The organism is Caulobacter zeae (genome assembly GCF_002858925.1).
In the GTDB taxonomy this organism is placed as follows: Bacteria; Pseudomonadota; Alphaproteobacteria; order Caulobacterales; family Caulobacteraceae; genus Caulobacter; species Caulobacter zeae.
The window spans coordinates 64,275-82,437 of the sequence record NZ_PJRS01000031.1 but is presented as its reverse complement, the minus strand read 5'-3'; the positions used below and the strand labels follow the sequence as shown (position 1 = coordinate 82,437).

Sequence of the window (18,163 nt, the reverse complement as noted above, 5' to 3'; positions counted from 1 at the left end):
CTTCCCCCTCGATGGGGGAAGGGCCGGGGTTGGGGGTGGTTGCGGCGGCATGACTTGAAGCGGCGGTGCGGGCTGAACGCGCGGCGTCACCCCCATCCCAACCCTTCCCCCACCCCCTCGACGATCAAATTCGGCAGCACGGCGTCGTCGAAATCGAGGCGCGGGCGGCCGATGCGGACGATGACCAGGTCGCGCGAGGGCGAGACGTAGACGCGCTGGCCGCCGAAGCCGTCGAAATAGACGAGGTCGTCGGCCTGGAAGGGCGCGCCGTGCGGGGCGGCGTAAGCGGTGGAGGGGCCGTAGGGGCGCCTGCCGTTCTCGATCGGCGCGGCGCGCCAGACCAGGAGGCCGTAGGCGGGGTTGAGCGGGTTCTCGGCCGTGATGGCGGCGATCCAATCGGCCGGCAGCACCTGGCGACCGTCGAGTGCGCCGGCGCCGGCGATCAGGCGGCCCAGTTGCAGCCAGTCGCGGGCGCGGGCCTGGAGGCCGGCGAAGAAGCGCGGCTCGCCGTCCTCGCGCTCGACCCACAGCCGCGCGTCGGCGCCGCCCATCGGCGCCCAGAGCGCCTTGGAGAGGTAGGTCGCCGCATCGCCCAGCCCCTTGGCCGCGACGGCGCGTGACAGGGCCAGCCCCGCCACCTGGGCGGCGACGTTGTAGTAGTCGAAGACCTCGCCGGACGGACGCTCGGCCTGGACGGTGAGGGCGGTTTCGCTGATGCGGTCGCCCAGCATGAGGGAAAGGGCGACGGGATCTCCCTTGTCTAGGCTGTGCACGGTCAGGCCCGAGCTCATGCCCAGCAGATGGCGCAGCGGGATCGCTCCGCGCGGGTCGTCGCGCCATTCGGCGACGTAGAGGCCGACCGGATCGTCGATCGAGGCGATGGCGCCGTCGCGGAGCGCCGCGCCATAGAGCAGGCCCAGGGCCGACTTGTGCATCGAGAAGGTCTCGAACAGGCTGTCGGCGGTGACGTGCGGGGCATAGGCCTCATGGCGCAGGGCGCCGCCGGACCAGACCAGCAGAGCCAGGCCGTCATGGGCGTCGGAGAAGGCCTGGGCGGCGTCGAGGGCGGCCTGCGAGACGCCGCCTGGAACGACCGGCGAGGCGTCGGGCGCGGCCGCGCCGGCCACCGGGCGCAGGGGGGCGTAGCCGTGGATCTCGTCCACGCCGCGTCCGTTCATCGTCGTCATCCCAAGCCCCTGAAAAGCATCCGTTACGAGCCTTGAACCTAGGCTCTAGCGCGGTTCGCAAACGCTTGCGCGCAAAGGCGCCCGCACAGCGGATAGGCCGTCCGCGACCCCTGTGAATCGAGGATGCGAGGACTAGCGTCGAGGCTGGAATTCCAGCGTCCCGGGGAGTGCGCCATGACCTTCGTCGTCCGTTCGGTCGAACCTCAGACGGAGGGGGCGAAAGCCTTCCTCGCCAAGCGTCGCAAGCAGCTGTTCATCGGCGGCGCCTGGGTCGACGCCCATGGCGGCGACACCTTCGCGACCAAGGACCCTGCCACCGGCGTGGTGCTGGCCGAGATCGCCAAGGGCGGCGCGGCTGACGTCGACGCCGCCGTGGCCGCCGCCCGCAAGGCCTTCGACGGCGGCGAGTGGCCGTCGCTGACGCCCATGCAGCGTTCGCGCCTGCTGTGGACCCTGGCCGACCTGATCGAGGCCAATATCGACGAGCTGGCCGAGCTGGAGACCCTAGACCAGGGCAAGCCGCTGTACGTCGGTCGCTGGGCCGAGATCCCCGGCGCGGTGAACCAGTTCCGCTACTATGCGGGCCTGGCGACCGCCATCGAGGGGCGCACGATCGACAGCTCGATCAACTACCAGCCGGCCGGCAAGCAGGTGGCCAGCTGGACCCTGCGCGAGCCGGTGGGCGTGGTCGCCGCCATCGTGCCTTGGAACTCGCCGCTCGTCTTGACGGCCATGAAGCTGGCGCCGGCCCTAGCCGCGGGCTGCACGGTGGTGCTGAAACCCGCGGAGGACACCTCGCTGACCGCCTTGCGCCTGGCCGAGCTGGTGCAGCAGGCGGGCTTCCCGGCAGGGGTGCTGAACCTGGTCACCGGCCTGGGCGGCGAGGCCGGTGCGGCCCTGGCCTCGCACCAGGGCGTCGACAAGGTGGCCTTCACCGGCTCGACCCCGACGGGCCGGGCGATCCTCGACGCGGCCAAGGGCAACCTCAAGAAGGTCAGCCTGGAGCTGGGCGGCAAGTCGCCGGTGGTGATCCTGCCCGACGCCGACCTGGACCTGGCCATCCCCGGCGCGGCCAACGCCATCTTCTTCAACGCCGGCCAGGTGTGCGTGGCCGGCTCGCGGCTCTACGCCCACCGTTCGGTCTACGATCGGGTGGTCGAGGGCGTGGCGGCGCAGGCCAAGGGGCTGCAACTGGGCCACGGCCTGGATCCGGCCACCCACATGGGTCCGCTGGTGTCGCGCAAGCAGGCAGATCGCGTGGCCGGCTTCGTGGCCGGGGCGGCGGCGGCCGGGGCCGAGGTGCTGACCGGCGGCGTGCAGGGCGGCGACGAGGGGACCTTCGTGACCCCGGCCGTCGTGGCTCGCGTGACCTCCGACATGGCCATCGTCCGCGAGGAGGTGTTCGGCCCGGTGGTGGTCGTCCAGGCCTATGACGAGATCGACGAGGTGGTCGCCGCCGCCAACGACAGCGAGTTCGGCCTGGCCGCCAGCATCTGGACCGAGAGCCTGTCGCACGCCCATCGCCTGTCGCGCCGGATCAAGGCCGGCACCGTCTGGATCAACTGCCACTCGATGTACGACAACGCCCTGCCGATCGGCGGGGTCAAGGCCTCGGGCTGGGGGCGCGACAGCGGCCAGGTCGCCCTCGACGGCTACCTGGAATGGAAGACGGTCTGCGCGGTCGTCTGATGAGCCTGGACATTGTCGAGATCGCCGTCGGCGATCGCTCCGTCGGGCTGGCCGTGGCGCGGCCCACTGGACCCGCCAAAGCCGCCGTCGCCTTTTCGCACGGAGCCTTTTCGGCGCCAGGCAAGTACGCGGCCCTGCTGGACGGCTGGGCGGCGGCGGGCCTGCTGGTCGCCGCGCCGCTGCATGTCGACAGCACCGACCATCCGCGGCGGGAGGCCTTCGACCAGGCCGCCGTCTGGCGCACGCGCCTTGAGGACCAGGCCGCGACCCTGGACTGGCTGGCAGGGCAGGGGACTCCGGGTCTCGCCGCCGCCGGCCACTCGTTCGGCGCCTTGCTTGCCCTGGCGGCCGGCGGGGCCGGCGTTCTGGCGCCGCCCGGCGCGCCGACGCTGGACCCGCGCGTCAAGGCCGTGGTCGCCCTGTCGCCGCCGCCAGCCACGCCGCCGCTGATCTCGGCCGAAGGGTTCGCGAGCACCGCCGCGCCGCTGCTGGTGCAGACCGGCGACGCCGACGTGCTGCCGGGCTTCGTCGACGACTGGCGCATGCGCCTGATCGCCTTCGAGGCGCCGTCGCCGGGGGATCGCCACGCGTTGGTGCTGCCGGGCGTCGACCACTATTTCGGCGGGCTGATCTGCCGGCCCGAACTGCCCGGTCCGGCTCAGGCCGAGCGCCTGGCGCAGGCTGTTGCGATCTCGGCGGACTTGGTGCTGGCCCACGCCGCCGGCGACGCTTCGGCGGCCGCCCGCATCGCCGCCCGGTCGAGCCAGCCGAGCTTCACCACCCGCTGACCGTTGTGCGGATAGCGGGTCCGACACGCCTTTCGGGACGTCGCTCCGGGGGTAAAGTCCCTCATCGAAACAAGGTTTTAGAGGTGCCTCATGGACGCTCCGGCCCTGGCCCAACGCGGGCGCGCGTCGCTCGATTTCCAGGCGGGCATATCGAAGGCGACCTTCGGCCTGCACTTCGCCTCCGAGGCGGAACTGGCCATGAAGGGCGTCACGGCCCAGACCATGCCCGACGACATGGATGAACGCCACGCCCTGGTCGTCGAGACCCTGGCCGACTCCAAGATCTTCAAGATCCGCGAGCTGTTCGGCGAATGGGCCTCGCGCACCCACGGCGCGCACTGCGACGAAGCCTTCGAGGAGCGTCGCGCGGTCATCGAGCCGTACCTCAAGAGCCTCGACGAGGGCACGGCCACCCTGGACTACGGCGACGGCGAGACCCCGCCCAGCTACTGGAGCAAGGTCTGGTTCCACCGCACCACCGGCGGCTGGGACCACATCGACCACACCGGCTATGTCCACGGCGAGCTGGTGCACAAGCAGCTGGTGGCGCGCGGCTATGGCGGCGACATCTTCGGCCAGCGCCGGGCGGCCGCCCAGCAGGCTCCGCGTCGCGACTACAAGGAAATCCTCGATATCGGCTGCGGCTCGGGCCACTTCACCCAGGCCCTGCAGGAGACCTTCCCAGAGGCTCAGATCACCGGCATCGACTGGTCGGCCCGCATGCTCGAGCAGGCCCGCCGCGTGGCCAACGAGAAGGGCTGGAACTGGAAGCTGATGGTCAAGGGCGGCGAGAACTCCGGTTTCGCCGACGAGAGCTTCGACCTGGTCACCACCTTCATCCTGTTCCACGAGGCGCCGCCGCGGATCATCAAGGCGGTGCTGGAAGAGGCCTTCCGGATGCTGAAGCCGGGCGGCGACATCATCATGGCCGACGTGCCGCGCTATGCCGAGATCGATAAGATGGCCTCGTGGCGCTACGACTACCTGGCCAAGTGGGGCGGCGAGCCCTACTGGCGCGCCTCGGCCAGCATGGACCTGATCCAGACCTGCAAGGACATCGGCTTCGTCGACGTCGAGGGCGCGACCCAGGCTCCGACCCATTCCTACTACGTGCTGCGCGCTCACAAGCCCGCCTGATCCTTCCGTCAACGAGCGAGCGACATGAACGCGATGAACCAGAAGACCTTCGAGCGCCCGATCTCCGAGCCGGTGAACCGCCGGATGCTGACCGTCGACCAGATCGACGACCTGGGCGAGGCGATCCTGTCGCTGACCCGCGAGATCTGGGTGCTGACCGACCGCGTCCACGTGCTGGAAGCGGTGCTGGAAAGCCACGGCGTGCTGGCCAATGCCGAGGTCGACGCCTTCCAGCCGGGCCCGGAGTTGCAGGCCCAGCTGAACGCCAAGCGCGACGCGATCGTGCAGAACCTGATGCGCGCCTTGCGCGCGGCTCCCGAAGCCCGGAGCTGACGAGGTCCCCGCTGCAACTGCGCAGCGTGTAGCCTGGCGCGGTCCGAAAGGACCGCGCCTTTTTTATTGTGTGAAGGCGGAAGGCGCGCTTTTGAAACCTCTCCCATGGGGAGAGGGAGGGGCCCGCGCCGCAAGGCGTGGGAGGGTGAGGGGGTACGCCGCTGGCGGTCCCGTCCCCGACCTGATTGGCCGACGCTTCTGATGTTCGATCGTGGATTTATCGGAGAGGGTGTAACCCCTCACCCTCCCAGGCTATCGCCTGGGCCCCTCCCTCTCCCTCTGGGAGAGGGTCGATAAAGGCGCCTAAAGCCCCAGCGCCCCGGGGTTCATCACGCCTTTCGGATCCACGGCCGCCTTCACCGCCTTGACCAGGTCCAGCGCCGGAGCCTCCAGTACGTCGCCGTACGGATATAGCTTGCCGAGCTGGAAGTGCACGGCGCCATGCCGTGCGTAGAGCGCGATGATCTGGGCCTTGAGCTTGTGCACGAAGGCCGTGGTCGCCGGATCGTCGGCGTACTGGGGCAGGCTGGCCAGGTGCTCGGCCGGCAGGACGCCGGCGTGGTAGGCGGTCTGGGCGCCGGGCCAGTAGAGGGCGACCTCGTAGAGGAAGCCGGACGGGCGCAGCACCTCGAACATGCCGCCGCGCCAGACGCCGCGGGCGGTCATCTCGTCGGCGTGGCCGGCGTAGAGGGCTTCGAGCGCGGTGTGGAAGGCGGCGACCTGGCTGTGCGGCAGGATGCCGTTCAGCGGGGCCCAGCGCTCGCCCTTGGGGCCGAGCACGTTGTAGAGCGGGGCGAACGGCATGCCGCGCACGATGGTCGGCATGGTGTTGGGGATCTCGACCCCCTCGGCCGTCATCAGGGTGCGCAGGCGGTCCAGCCGCGCCTTGGCCTCGCGGTCGTCGACGCCCTCGAGGATGTAGTGGACCATGTACTCGGCCTTGCGCAGGGCGCGATCGCCGGCCAGGGCCATCTTGCCGAGCTGCTTGAGGCCCGCGACCAGCGACGGCGAGCTCTTCAGCACGGTGAGCGCCATCTGCACGACCGCGGCGTTGTCCTGGCGGGCGATCTGGCCCTGGGCCAGGGGCGCGTCGATGGCGAAATGCTCGTCGTCGAGCGCCTCGATCGACGCCGCCCGCATGGCGCGGGCGAGGCTCGGCAGGTCTTCGAAGGCGAAGGAGGCGCACTGGAAGGCGGGCCTCTTGGCGATCAGCGGCAGGGTGATGCGCGCCTTTATCCCCAGCGCGCCGCAGTCGCCCAGGAACAGGCCGCACAGATCGGGTCCGTACCAGCGGGCGAAGGGCGAGGCGCCGCGGGCGGCCGAGCCGGTGCGCAGCAGGGAGCCGTCGGCGATGACGACCTCGACCGACACGGCCGACTCCGCCGAGCTGCCGTAGAGGCCCGAGCCGTGGCTGATGGCGTGCTGCGACATCGACCCGCCGATCGTGGCGGCCAGGCCCGAGAACGGGCCGAAGAAGGGCGTACGCAGGCCTAGGGGATCCAGCGCGTCCTTCAGCTGGGCCCAGGTGACCCCGGCCTCCACGGTGACATAGGCGTCGGTCTGGTTGATCTCGACGATGCGGGACAGGGCCCCGGTGTCGATCAGCACGGTGTCGGCGCGGGTCGCCAGGTAGCCGTCTGTATAGGACGCGCCGCCGCCGCGCGGGACGATGGCGACGCCTTCGGTGGCGGCTTCGCGCACGACCGCTTGCAGTTGCTCGACGTCGGCCGGGCGGACCACGGCCAGCGGTGTTTCCAGCCGGCGGTAGACGTCGGTGGCGAAGGGCAGGGCGGCCTCGCCCGTCAGGACGCCGCCGGCGCCGACGATCGCCTCCAGGCGGGACAGGAGGCCAGCGGCGGCTGGGGCGGTACGCGTCTTGACGGGCATCAGCTTACTCGATGAGGTCTTGGGATCAGGTCTTGGCGATGTCTTCGATGGTGGCGCGGAAGCGCTCGGCTGTGTCGGCCGCGGCGGCTTCCGAGGCGTCCTTGCGGGCCAGGTAGAACAGGCGCCCCAGGAAGTCCTGGCGCCAGGCCTCGCGGGCCTCCAGGGCGGCCTGGTCGAGCTGCAGGGCCTCGATCTCGGCGGCCAGGTCCAGGCCCTTGGCGGCGTGGACGCGTTCGGCGCTGTCGAGACGGTCGTGCAGCACGGCCAGTTCGTTGGCCAGGACCATGATCATCGACATGGCCTGGTCGAGGCCCGGGGCCTCGTAGAACTGGGGGCGCTTGCCCTTGGCGTCGCGGATGACGTGCGGGCGCTCGGCCTGCGGAGCGTGGGCGTTCATCGTGTTTTCCCCTTAAACTCTAACTCAGGCCTTGCGGGCGATCAGGACTTCCCAGCCGCCGCCGGGGGCGTATTCGCCGGCGGCGAACTCGCGGTCGGAGACCGCCGCGCTGGCGTCCTGGCTGTAGCCGGCGGCCTGCTGGGCGACGAACTCCATGATCGCCATCGGCGCGGTGTCGAACTTGACGCTTTCGGGCGGGAAGCCGGCGGCCTTGGCCAACGCGACCTGGTCGGTCTCGCGCATGGCGCCCCAGAACGGCTCGTTGTTGTACCAGGTCTCGTTGTCGAGGATGAACTGGGTGAACGGGTCCATGTTGTCGAACGGCGGCAGGTCGGCGTGGATCATGTAGCCGCCGGGCGCCAGCAGGCGGTGGCACTCGTTGAAGATGCGCGGCATGGCCTTGCCCGACGTCTCGTGCAGCAGGATGTGGCTGACGATCAGATCAAACGAGCCGGCCTCGAAGCGGGTCTCCTCGGCGTTCATCTGGGCGAAGTTGACTTCGAGGCCCAGACCGGCGGCGCGGGCGTGGGCGTAGCGCACCTGCGGGGCGGCGACGTCGACGCCCCAGACCTCCGCCTCGGGGAACAGTTCCTTGTAGGGCAGGGTCGAGTGGCCGACGGTGCAGCCCAGGTCCAGGATCCGCTTGGGCTTGAAGCCGTCCAGGCGGCGGTTGACGTAGTTGCAGACCGAGCGGCCCATGTCGTCGTTGAACGGGCCCATATAGCCCATGGCGTAGAGATAGACGCCGCGGTCGTAGAGGGCGCCCGTCGAGATGTCGTCCGGGGTCACCGCGCCGGCATAGCCGCCGGGCATGCAGTGGATGTCGATCGAGGTGACGTAGCGCGGGGTCTCGAATTCCTCGGGCAGGTCGAGCTTGCCCTTGGCCGAGGCCGAGAGGCCGCGGGCCTTCTCGATCAGCTCGGGCAGTTCACGGTCGATCGTGACGTTGGTCGATTCCCAGAGCAGTTCCTGGGCGATGCGGTTGGCCGCCGCGTAGTGCTGGAAATAGAGGTCCTTGACCATGGCCGAACGGATGTCGCGGCGGTCGGCGGGGGCGCGGCCATGCTCGCGCTCGAAGGCCTTGGCGGCGCGGACGCCGAACACGGGGCCCAGGCCCGGCAGCAGACCCTGCTGGATGAACTGCTTGAAGCTCTTGGTGAATTCCTGTCGCGACGCCTCGTCGTGGGTCGGCTTGGGCAGGATCGGGTGATCGACCTGCTGGAAGGTGTTGAGCATCTCGGCGGACATGGCGGCCTCCAAACAGCCGGCCCGGAAGGGCGGCGCGAACTGAGGCTAATCTGAAGGGGACCGATCAGTCAAAATATTGCGTTCAACGGATGCTCCGCTAGGCGGACAGCGCAGGTGCTAGGCAGTCAGGGGCGGTTGACGGGCAGGGGAGAGGCGGTCGTAGGGGAAGGCGCCGTTATGAATCCCTCTCTCTTAGAGAGAGGGAGGGGCCCGCCGCCATAGGCGGTGGGAGGGTGAGTGGTTACGGCCTGGCCGACCGGAGCGCAGCCAGGATGTCGTCGGCGGTCCCGCCGGGATCGGCCAGGATCTGCTCGTTGTGGAACCTCAACACCACGTATCCAAGCTGTTCCAGCGTGTCGGTGCGGCGCTTGTCATATAGTCTTCGCGGCCCTCGTGAGCAGCACCGTCGAGTTCGACGATCAGCTTGGCCGGCTCGCAGACGAAGTCCGCGAAATAGCGATCGATCGCAATCTGCCGCATGAACTTGAAGCCTGAGAGGCGACGGTTGCGGACAAGGGCCCAAAGCGTCTTTTCCGCCTGGGTTTGCTTCTGACGAAGGCGGCGGGCGTAGGCGGTCCTGTCCATCAGCAAAGCCTGGGCGCTGGGCACCTGCGTTTTCAATCAAAGGAATTGGGATTTCTCTGTGAGGGCGAAACCACTCACCCTCCCACCGCTTCGCGGCGGGCCCCTCCCTCTCTCTAAGAGAGAGGGATTCAGAAAGGCCGCTGAACACCCTGAATGTTCTGACAAAGAATTAATGTAGGTTTCTGCATCCGAGCGGCGGTTCTGGCGCCTCTACAGCACGTGTCCAAGAATGATCTGCGCATCTCTCAATACAGGTGCGCGGCGTGTGGACTTGTGTCTTGGGGCATTCGGAGGGGAACTATGGGTGGAGTTGAAGTTTTTGCGCCGCGCGCCGCTAGAAGTCGGCGCACTTGGACCTTCGCGGCGCTCGTCCTGATCGTCGTTTTCTTTGTTGTCGGGCAGCTGGCGATCATCTTCGGCGTCTTGAAGCCGATGGGGTTCCACAAGGCGGACCTGGATACGCAATGGCGGCCGCTCGCCATCTATCTGGCCGGCGGGGGCGTCACCATGGTTCTCATTTTCGCCTGGACGCTTCTGTTCGAGCGCAGGCCGCCCGCAGCCTTGGGCTTCAACGCCAAGATGGTCGGCCGCTATCTGCGCGGCCTGGTCGTCGGAGGGCTTCTCCTCGGCGCCGTGGTCGGCGTCATCTTCGCCGCGGGCGGCTACAAGGCCGCCGGAAGTCTGTCCCTGGGCTTGCTGACGCCGGCCGTTCTGACGCCGTTTCTCGCCCTGTTCGCCGGCTATGTGATCCAGGGAGCCGCCGAAGAGACCATGTTCCGCGGCTGGCTGATGTCTTTGGTGGCGTCCAGGCACGGATTGATCGTCGCCGTCCTGCTCAATTCCGGCTTCTTTACTCTGCTCCATGCGAGCAATGTCGACCCGTCGAAGGAACTCGTGCTGGGGCTCTTCAACCTGTTTCTTTTCGCCGTCGTGCTGAGTCTCTACGCCGCCAAGGAAGGGTCGTTGTGGGGGGCGTGCGCCTTCCACACCGCCTGGAATGCCCTGCTTGGTGCGGGTTTCGGACTGGAGGTCAGCGGCATGAAGGTCGCCATCACACCAGTCGTCGTGGGTCTAGCGCCGGCTTCGGGCGCCCCGTGGTGGCTTACCGGCGGGTCTTTCGGCCCGGAAGCCAGCGTCGCCGCGACGATCGTGCTCGCCGCGGGCTGCGTCTATCTGATCGCGAAGGGGGCGTTGACCGAGGCCGCCAACCGGTCCCCTCTCTCTTAGAGAGAGGGAGGGGCCCATCGCGCAGCGATGGGAGGGTGAGTGGTTACACCTTCAGCCGGCGTGCCGGCACATCGCTCGCAATGGCGCCAAGATCGTCTGGGGGCTTCGCCTACCCACTCACCCTCCCACGCCTGCGGCGCGGGCCCCTCCCTCTCTCCATGAGAGAGGGATCGTTCTTAGACCTCCACCGCCCCAGCGTCGTACGCGAAGAGGCCCAGCGTCTCTTCGTTCTTGATCTCGGTCATGCCGTAGAGGTGGGCTTCGTCGCCTTCGAGGCGGTCCGCGTTGAGGTTGGATTCGACCTGGATGAAGCCGCAGCGTTCCTTGCGGGCGGCCTCGTAGCGGGCCAGGGCTTCGGGAACGTCCGACGCGGCTTCGAAGGCGCGGGCCAGGACGAGGGCGTCCTCGATGGCGGCGGCGGCGCCTTGGCCCAGGAACGGGGTCATGGCGTGAGCGGCGTCGCCCAGCAGGGCCACGCGGCCGCCGCGCACCCAGGTCTTCAGCGGCTGGCGGGCGAAGACGGCCCACTTGTAGAGCGCAGACGAATCGACGGCGTCGAGCAGGGCCTGGACGTCGCTGCTCCAGCCTTCGAAGGTCTTGCGCAGGTCGGCGAGGTCGGCGCGGATCGTCCAGCCTTCCTCGGCCCAGCCCTCCTGTCGGGCGAAGAAGACCAGATTCAGCAGGGTCGAGTTGCGCAGCGGATAGCGCACGGCCATGCGGCCCGGGCCGATATGGATGCCGGGGAAGTGGGCCATATCGGTCAGCAGGTCGCCCTCGACCGGCACGATGGCGCGCCAGACGACGTGGCCGGTGAAGTGCGGCTCGCCGGGGTCGAAGCCCTTGCGGACGCCCGATTTCACGCCGTCGGCGCCGATCACCGCGTCGCCCTTGATCTCGGCGCCGCCGGCCAGCACGGCGATCGCGCCGTCATCGGTCGGCCGGGCCGCGACGCAAGGCGCGGACAGGCGCACGCTGGCGCGGCCGGTGGCTTCCAGCGCCTCGACCAGAATGGCGTGCAGGTCGGCGCGGTGGATGTAGACGTAAGGGGCGCCGTAGAGGTCGCGCACCTTCTGGCCGCGTTCGAAGGCCACGAGGTCGCGACCGTCGGCCCAGTGCTGCACCCGCTGGCGCTGGGGCTCGACCCCGGCGGCGGTGATCGCCTCGGCCAGGCCCAGGTGGTGGTAGACGCGCATGGCGTTGGGCGCGAGCGTGACGCCGGCGCCGATCTCGCCGAGCGCCGGGGCCTGCTCCAGCACCTCGACGGTGTGGCCGGCGCGAGCCAGGGCGATGGCCGCGGTCAGGCCGCCGATGCCGGCGCCGGCGACGATCAGGTGCTGGGGACGCATGGTTAGTCTCCGTACTCAGGCATAGGTCGCCGCGTCGGCCAGCAGGGCGTCGAGCCCGGCGACCGCGTTCAGGCGAGGAAGGTCGAGAATGTCGAGGCCGTCGGTCGTGCCCTGGCTGCGAAGCTGGGCCAGCCATTCGGGCGCGTAGCGGGCGAGGCCGTGCAGCAGCAGCATCGGGTGCAGGGCGATGGCGAAGCCCAGTTCCTGCAGTTCCGCGCCGGTGCGCACGGCGGTGATCCCGCCCTCGACCAGGTTGTGGATCAGGGGAACGCGGGCGGCGAAGCGCTCGGCGACGGCCTTGGTCTCGTCCAGGGTGCGGGGGCCCTCGACGAAGACGATGTCGGCGCCGGCCTCCAGATAGGCCTCGGCGCGGTCCATGGCGGCTTGCGGGCCTTCGACGCCGAGCGCATCCGTGCGGCCGATGATCAGGGTCTCGATGCGGGCGTCGACCGCGGCGCGGACCTTGCCGACCATCTCGGCGACCGGGATCACGCCCTTGCCGCGGATGTGGCCGCAGCGCTTGGGGAAGGTCTGGTCTTCCAGCTGCACCGCGGCGGCGCCGGCCCGTTCGAGCACCTTGACGGTGCGCTGGGTGTTCAGCGCGTTGCCGAAGCCGGTGTCGATGTCGACGATCAGCGGGATGTCGACGCGGTCGGCGATGGCCCGCACCGCGTCGGCCAGCTCGCCGACGCCGACGAGGCCGACGTCGGGACGGCCCAGGCGGGCCAGCGACAGGGCCGCGCCCGACAGGAACGCGGCCTCGAAGCCCGCCTGCTCGACCAGCAGGGCCGAGAAGCCGTCATAGCAGCCCGGCGCGGCCAGCAGCCGGCGGCGGCCGTCGGAGCCGGCCGCCAGCCGCTGGCGCAGGCGCGTGGCGGCGCTGGTCACTCGGCGGCCTTGATGGTCGCGTCGGTCGGGATGTGGCTCTCGTGGTTGGCCAGATACCAGTCGGCGATCTCCTCGCGGGTGGCGAACCACACGCCCGGCAGGCTCTTGGCGTGCTGGATGAACTCGCGCAGGGCGCGGATCCGGTAAGCCCGGCCCGAGACGTGCGGGTGGATGCCCACGTTCATGATCCGGCCCGAGGTCGCGCCTTCCTTGTAGAGGACGTTCAGCTCCTCGATCATCACGTCGCGGTACTCGTCGGTGGTGTGGCCGCGACGGGTGAGCAGGGTGAAGTCGTTGATCTCGTTCGAATAGGGCGTCGAGACGATCGGGCCGTTCGGCGTGCGCAGCAGGTAGGGCTGGTCGTCGTTGAGCAGGTCGCAATAGAAGGTGCAGCCGTGCTCGGCCAGGATGTCGGCGGTCTGCAGCGTGCCGCGCAGGGACGACGACAGCCAGCCCTTGGCGCGCTTGCCGACGAACTTCTCGTAATGCTCCAGCGAGCGCAGGACGATGTCGCGCTCCTTGGCCGGCTCATGGGCGAAGTCGGTCAGCAGCTCGCCCTGTTCCCAGTTGTGGGCCAGGAGCTCCCAGCCGCGCTCCAGGCAGGCGTCGGTCATCGCCTTGCGACGCTCGAAGGTCACCGCGTTGGTGGTGCAGCTGGCCTTGACGCCCAGCTCGTCGAAGAGGTCGAACAAGCGCCAGATGCCCACCCGCTGGCCGTATTCGCGCCAGGTGTAGTTGGGGAAGTCGGGCGTATCGCCGGCCAGCACGTCGGGCAGCACGGCCGGACCGCCGGCGTAGTACTTCTCCTTGGTCGGCTTGGTGAGGTCCCAGGTCTCCAGATTGAAGGTCATGACCAGGGCCACGCGCGCGCCGTTCGGCCAGATCAGCGGCTTGCGGTGCGGAAGCGGAATGTAATCGTATTCCATACTGATACCCCGTGATCCCTAGTGCTCGAGCAGGAGCGAGCCGAAGCCGTCGATCTTGTCGGTAATTCCCATGCTCCGGAGAGCGTGCCAGTAGGTGGCGGTGTTGATGGCCACGACCGGCTTTTCCAGCCAGAACTCGGCCATGGCGGCGACCTTGGCGAAGGCCAGGTTGGTGCCGCACTGGACGACGGCGTCGGCGCCTTCGGAGACCTCTTCGGCCGCGCGCTTGAGCGTCTGCGGCGTCTCGTGGGCGATCAGCATCGGCGAGGGGGATTTCAGGCCCTTCACCTGGGTGACCTCGTAGCCAAGGTCCTCGAAGAACTTGCGCACCTGGTTGTCGCCGACCGGCATGTAGGGGGTGATCACCCCGATCTTCTTGATGCCGCCGTAGGCCTTCAGCGCCGCGTCGACGGCGGTGGAGCCCATCACGACCGGAACGCCGTTGGTGCGCTCCAGCATGCGCTGGGTCAGGCGTTCGGCGCCGTCGGCGCCGTCCCAGAAGGTTTCGGCCGACATGCCCATGACCACGCAGGCCGGGTCCATGGTCATGGCGACGTCGACGCTGTCCATGGTCGCGTCGCGGATGTTCTGAAGCATCACCATGAACGACTCGTCGTCGGTCACCTTGGTGTCGGGAATGGCGATGCGCTGGAAGTGGTTGGTAACGCCGCGCGGGCGCATGTCGTCGTATTCCGGCTGCACGCTGGTGTTGGTCGACGGCGCGATGACCGCATACTTCAGGCGGTGTCCCAATGAATCCGGCATGACGCTTCCTCGACGTTTCGATGGTCGAGGAATGGCAAAGCCGAAGCGGCCGCGCCGCACCCCAGGAGCCGATATCCGCCCGGCGGATAGGAAAAGGCGCCGCCAGAGCGGGAAGAACGGGCGTCGCTAGGGTCGTCGTTGAACCACAACGGAAATTCCTCCGGGGGACGAGACCATGCCCGCCTTCATCATCGCCACCACCGTCATCACCGACCCGCCGCGCTTCATGGAATATGTGAAGGCCATTTCGGGCCTGGCCGAGCGTTTCGGCGGCGAGACCTATGTCCGCGGTCCGGTGACCGAAGTGCTGGAGGGCGAGGTCCCCGAAGGCGAGCGCGTGATCGTCACGCGCTATCCCGATGCGGCCGCCGCCAAGGCCTATCTGTATTCGGACGAATACCAGGCCGCCAAGCTCCTGCGGAAGGACGCGGGGAATGTCGTGGTCCGCATGATCGTCGTCGACTGATCAAAGCGCGTGAGCCGGGGCGCGAGGGGGAAACCGCGCCCGCAACGCCGATCCAAAACTAGCGAGGTTCCGTGGAACGATTCCAAGTCGTCGTCGCCGGCGCTGGGCCCGTGGGCTCGGTCGCGGCCTATCGGCTGGCCCAGATGGGTGTCGAAGTGCTGCTGCTGGAGGCCGCGCCGCGCTGCCCAGAGGACCTGCGCGCCTCGACCATGCATCCGCCGACGCTCGACATGATGAAAGAGCTGGGCGTGCTCGACGAGCTGGAGGCCCAAGGCCTTCGCGCGCCGATCTATCACTATCGCAACCGCCTGACGGGCGAGGTGATGGCCTTCGACATGGGCGAGCTGGGCGACATCTCAGAGCACCCGTACCGGCTGCAGTGCGAGCAGTTCAAGCTGGCGCGCCTGCTGACCGCCAAGCTGGCGGAGCATCCCAAGGGCCAGGTGCGGTTCTCGCACCGGCTGGCCCACTTTACCCAGGACGACCAGGGCGTCACCGCCTTCGTCGAGGCGCCGTTCGGGATCGAGCAGGTGCGCTGCGACTACCTGATCGGCGCCGACGGGGCCAATTCGATCGTCCGCAAGTGGCTGGACATCGAGTTCGAGGGCTTCACCTATCCGGAGAAGTTCCTGACCCTGTCGACCGACTGGCCGCTGGAGGAGCACTTCCCGGGGCTGGCCCACGTCAACTACGTGGCCGATCCCAAGGAGTGGTGCGTGCTGCTGCGGGTGCCGTCGCTGTGGCGGATCCTGGTGCCGGCCAATGGCGACGAGAGCGACGAGGCCCTGCTGTCGGACGCCAAGAAGGAGGCCGTGTTCGGCGGCCTGCTGGGCGAGGGCGCGGCGGTGAAGACCGCGCACCGCACGCTCTACAAGGTGCACCAGCGGGTGGCCAAGACCTACCATGCGGGCCGGGTGCTGCTGGCGGGCGACGCGGCCCACCTCAACAACCCGCTGGGCGGGTTCGGCATGAACTCGGGCATCCACGACGTGTGGAACCTGACGGAAAAACTGGTCGAGATCCTGCAGAACAAGGGCGACGCGCAGACGCTGCTGCCGCTCTATGACCGGCAGCGGCGGGCGGTGATGCACAAGTTCATCCAGACCCAGACCATCGCCAACAAGGCGGCGATGGAAGCGGGCACCGCCGAGGCCTATGCCGAGCGCGAGGCCAAGATGCGCAAGATCCTGGCCGACCCGGAACAGCGGCGCGAGTACCTGCTGTTGCAGTCGATGTACAAGAGCCTCGAGCTCGAAGCGGCGACAGCGTGAGGGCGGGACGATGATCCAGTTTCACACCGTCCCGACCGCCAACGGCCAGAAGGTTCGGATCGTGCTGGAGGAGACGGGGCTGGCCTATGCGCTGGCCCCGGTCGACCTCTATGCCGGCGAGCACAAGAAGCCCGGCTACAAGGCCGCGCTCAGCCCGTTCGGCAAGGCGCCGGCCATCGTCGATCCCGACGGGCCGGGCGGCGCCTCGATCACGCTGTCGGAAACCCTGGCCATCGCCTGGTACCTGGCCGAGAAGGCCGCCAGCGACATGCTGCCCAGGGGGCCTGGCGAGCGGGCCGAGTTCCTGATGTGGGCCTCCGCTGTGTCGTCGCAGCTGGCGGGCGCCTTCACCAACCAGTTCGTCGCCACCGTGATGGCGCCGGAGAAGACGCCGTGGGCGATCGAGCGGTCGCTGGCCGACTGCCACGAGCAGCTGGCGGCGTTCGAGGCCCGTCTGGCCAGCCGTGTCTACATGCTGGGCGAGCGGTTCACGATCCTGGACGCCCTGTTCTTCCCGATGGTGGCGAGCTCCGCCAAGCGCCTGGAGGGCGGGCTGGAGCGGTATCCGAACCTGGCCCGCTACGAGGCCTTCATCGCCCAGCGGCCGGGCGTGCAGCGCGGCATGGCCGCCGGCTAAAGGGGACGAGCGCCAGGGCCTTACAACCTTGGCGCCGTACCGGGCGCGAAAACCTTGTGAGACTGTCGCTCGCACGGTTAACGTGAGGCGAGGCCGCATGGAGCGCAGCTGGATCAAGGGGCGGGTGTTCGTCGTCGACGACGACCCGGTGCTGCTGGCCTTCCTGGAAGGCGCCCTGGCCAAGTCCGGCTACATCGTCCAGGCCTTCGAGTCCGCTCGCAGCGCGCTGCATGCGGCAGGGCTGGACAAGCCGGCGATCTGGCTGATCGACATCCGCATGCCCGACATGGACGGCATGGAGCTTCTGAAACTGCTGCGCGGCGGCGACGAGCATCGCGAGACGCCGGTGGTCATGCTGACCGGCGAGGGGCGTCTCGACCGCATCGCGTCGGCCATGGGCGCGGGGGCGACGACCTATCTGCTCAAGCCCTTCTCGCCCCAGCAGGTGGTCGAGAAGGTCTATGCGGCGTTGAGGTTAGGGTAGGAGGGCTTTGGAAGCCGCCACAAGAAATCCGAGTATCCCCGCGAAGGCGAGGATCCAAGCTGACGTTCAGGACATGGCGCGGCCGTGCATCACCCGCGACCTCGGCTTGGAACCCCGCCTTCGCGGGGAACTTTCGGGTTATTGACGTCCGCCCTTCACCAAGCCACCTCGGCGCCGGCCAGGTCCAGGAACTTGCCGGTGTCGTCCAGGCTCAGCCCGGCGATGACCTTCTGCTGGCCTTCGACGCTTTCCTCGACCGAATAGGGCGCGTCGGGGCCGCCCAGGGCGGTGCGGGTCCAGCCGGGGGCCATGGCGATGACGGTGACGCCGTCGCCCTTCAGCTCCACCGCCAGGCCCTTGGCCAGCATGTTCAGCGCGGCCTTGGACGAGCGGTAGGCGTGCGAGCCGCCGTAGATGTTGGTTCCGATCGAGGCCAGGCCGCTGGACATCATGACGATGGTCTTGCCCGCGCTGGCCTTCACATTCTCGATCAAGGCGGCGGTGATGCGGAACGGCGAGACGACGTTGGTCGCCAGGATGTCGGCCCAGATGTCGTAGTCCATGCCGGCCAGGGTCTGGTGGGCCATGCCCTCGGGCAGCGGGATGGGGCCGTAGGTGCCGGCGTTGTTGATCAGCACGTCGATCGCTACGCCTCGTAGCCGCTCGGCGAAGGCGGCGACGGAAGCCGCGTCGTTCACCGACAGGGCCTCGATGCGGACCTTGCCGGGGTGGGCGTCGGCGATGGCTTGCAGTTCGGCGGCCCCGGCCGGATCACGGCAGGTGGCGATGACGTCGGCGCCGCCGGCGGCGTACTGGCGGACGTGCTCCAGGCCGATGCCGCGATTGGCGCCGGTGATCAGGACCGTGGTCATGGCGTGCTCTCTTCTTCGTTGCTGGCGCCG

General features: G+C 68.7%; 18 protein-coding genes and 1 pseudogene. 9 read left to right on the top strand and 10 right to left on the bottom strand.

What is annotated here, in order from left to right; all coding sequences use genetic code 11:
- Positions 1-86: 86 nt before the first annotated feature.
- Positions 87-1,187: a serine hydrolase domain-containing protein gene (locus SGCZBJ_RS15975; protein WP_101718979.1), complete on the bottom strand. Its 1,101-nt coding sequence runs from the start codon at positions 1,185-1,187 to the stop codon at positions 87-89.
- Positions 1,188-1,361: 174 nt separating this feature from the next.
- Here SGCZBJ_RS15975 and SGCZBJ_RS15970 point away from each other — a divergent pair, with 174 nt between their 5' ends.
- The 4 genes from SGCZBJ_RS15970 (at position 1,362) to SGCZBJ_RS15955 (ending at position 5,134) form a co-directional block, all read left to right on the top strand.
- Positions 1,362-2,876: an aldehyde dehydrogenase family protein gene (locus tag SGCZBJ_RS15970; RefSeq protein ID WP_101718978.1), complete on the top strand. Its 1,515-nt coding sequence runs from the start codon at positions 1,362-1,364 to the stop codon at positions 2,874-2,876.
- Positions 2,876-3,664: an alpha/beta hydrolase gene (locus SGCZBJ_RS15965; protein WP_101718977.1), complete on the top strand. Its 789-nt coding sequence runs from the start codon at positions 2,876-2,878 to the stop codon at positions 3,662-3,664. The genes SGCZBJ_RS15970 and SGCZBJ_RS15965 overlap by 1 nt, the downstream gene beginning before the upstream one ends.
- A 90-nt stretch (positions 3,665-3,754) precedes the next feature.
- Positions 3,755-4,801: a class I SAM-dependent methyltransferase gene (locus SGCZBJ_RS15960; protein WP_101718976.1), complete on the top strand. Its 1,047-nt coding sequence runs from the start codon at positions 3,755-3,757 to the stop codon at positions 4,799-4,801.
- Between the two features lie 24 nt (positions 4,802-4,825).
- Positions 4,826-5,134, top strand: a complete 309-nt coding sequence (locus SGCZBJ_RS15955) for a hypothetical protein (protein WP_101718975.1) — start codon at positions 4,826-4,828, stop codon at positions 5,132-5,134.
- 303 nt (positions 5,135-5,437) lie between these two features.
- On the opposite strand, the gene SGCZBJ_RS15950 is transcribed toward SGCZBJ_RS15955, so the two are convergent.
- The 4 genes and pseudogenes from SGCZBJ_RS15950 to SGCZBJ_RS15935 form a co-directional block, all read right to left on the bottom strand.
- The gene (locus tag SGCZBJ_RS15950; protein ID WP_101718974.1) at positions 5,438-7,021 is read right to left on the bottom strand and encodes an FAD-binding oxidoreductase; all 1,584 of its coding nucleotides are present in this window, start codon (positions 7,019-7,021) and stop codon (positions 5,438-5,440) included.
- 25 nt (positions 7,022-7,046) lie between these two features.
- Positions 7,047-7,418, bottom strand: a complete 372-nt coding sequence (locus SGCZBJ_RS15945; RefSeq protein ID WP_101714787.1) for a hypothetical protein — start codon at positions 7,416-7,418, stop codon at positions 7,047-7,049.
- 24 nt (positions 7,419-7,442) lie between these two features.
- Positions 7,443-8,666 carry a class I SAM-dependent methyltransferase gene (locus SGCZBJ_RS15940; RefSeq protein WP_205685398.1) on the bottom strand — a complete coding sequence of 408 codons (1,224 nt, stop codon included), beginning with the start codon at positions 8,664-8,666 and terminating at the stop codon, positions 7,443-7,445.
- Positions 8,667-8,907: 241 nt separating this feature from the next.
- Positions 8,908-9,251 (bottom strand): annotated as a pseudogene (locus SGCZBJ_RS15935) (endonuclease domain-containing protein).
- A gap of 300 nt (positions 9,252-9,551) precedes the next feature.
- On the opposite strand from SGCZBJ_RS15935, the gene SGCZBJ_RS15930 reads away from it, so the two are divergent.
- Entirely contained in the window at positions 9,552-10,478 is a 927-nt protein-coding gene (locus SGCZBJ_RS15930; RefSeq protein ID WP_101718973.1) for a CPBP family intramembrane glutamic endopeptidase, read from the top strand.
- A 176-nt stretch (positions 10,479-10,654) separates the two neighbouring features.
- On the opposite strand, the gene SGCZBJ_RS15925 is transcribed toward SGCZBJ_RS15930, so the two are convergent.
- Genes SGCZBJ_RS15925 through SGCZBJ_RS15910 form a run of 4 tightly spaced genes read right to left on the bottom strand, consistent with a single transcriptional unit; the run spans position 10,655 to position 14,403 of the window.
- A complete protein-coding gene (locus tag SGCZBJ_RS15925) occupies positions 10,655-11,824 on the bottom strand; it encodes an FAD-dependent monooxygenase (RefSeq protein WP_101718972.1) in 1,170 nt (389 codons plus the stop codon).
- 15 nt (positions 11,825-11,839) lie between these two features.
- A complete protein-coding gene (locus tag SGCZBJ_RS15920; RefSeq protein WP_240621535.1) occupies positions 11,840-12,712 on the bottom strand; it encodes an isocitrate lyase/PEP mutase family protein in 873 nt (290 codons plus the stop codon).
- Positions 12,709-13,638, bottom strand: coding sequence for a polysaccharide deacetylase family protein (locus SGCZBJ_RS15915; protein WP_101718971.1), 930 nt, complete (start codon positions 13,636-13,638; stop codon positions 12,709-12,711). Before SGCZBJ_RS15915 ends, SGCZBJ_RS15920 begins: the two co-directional genes overlap by 4 nt.
- 18 nt (positions 13,639-13,656) lie before the next feature.
- Complete coding sequence (locus SGCZBJ_RS15910) at positions 13,657-14,403, bottom strand: maleate cis-trans isomerase family protein (RefSeq protein ID WP_101718970.1); 747 nt, start codon at positions 14,401-14,403, stop codon at positions 13,657-13,659.
- 175 nt (positions 14,404-14,578) lie between these two features.
- On the opposite strand from SGCZBJ_RS15910, the gene SGCZBJ_RS15905 reads away from it, so the two are divergent.
- The 4 genes from SGCZBJ_RS15905 (at position 14,579) to SGCZBJ_RS15890 (ending at position 17,261) form a co-directional block, all read left to right on the top strand.
- The gene (locus SGCZBJ_RS15905) at positions 14,579-14,869 is read left to right on the top strand and encodes a DUF1330 domain-containing protein (RefSeq protein WP_101718969.1); all 291 of its coding nucleotides are present in this window, start codon (positions 14,579-14,581) and stop codon (positions 14,867-14,869) included.
- A 71-nt stretch (positions 14,870-14,940) separates the two neighbouring features.
- Positions 14,941-16,140, top strand: a complete 1,200-nt coding sequence (locus tag SGCZBJ_RS15900) for an FAD-dependent oxidoreductase (protein ID WP_101718968.1) — start codon at positions 14,941-14,943, stop codon at positions 16,138-16,140.
- Positions 16,141-16,150: 10 nt separating this feature from the next.
- Positions 16,151-16,777 (top strand): glutathione S-transferase family protein, encoded by a 627-nt coding sequence (locus tag SGCZBJ_RS15895; RefSeq protein WP_165799341.1) that lies wholly within the window; start codon positions 16,151-16,153, stop codon positions 16,775-16,777.
- 97 nt (positions 16,778-16,874) lie between these two features.
- A complete protein-coding gene (locus SGCZBJ_RS15890; protein ID WP_101718966.1) occupies positions 16,875-17,261 on the top strand; it encodes a response regulator transcription factor in 387 nt (128 codons plus the stop codon).
- Between the two features lie 155 nt (positions 17,262-17,416).
- Here the strand turns inward: SGCZBJ_RS15890 and SGCZBJ_RS15885 are convergent, their stop codons facing one another.
- Positions 17,417-18,133: an SDR family oxidoreductase gene (locus SGCZBJ_RS15885; protein ID WP_101718965.1), complete on the bottom strand. Its 717-nt coding sequence runs from the start codon at positions 18,131-18,133 to the stop codon at positions 17,417-17,419.
- Between the last annotated feature and the right edge of the window lie 30 nt (positions 18,134-18,163).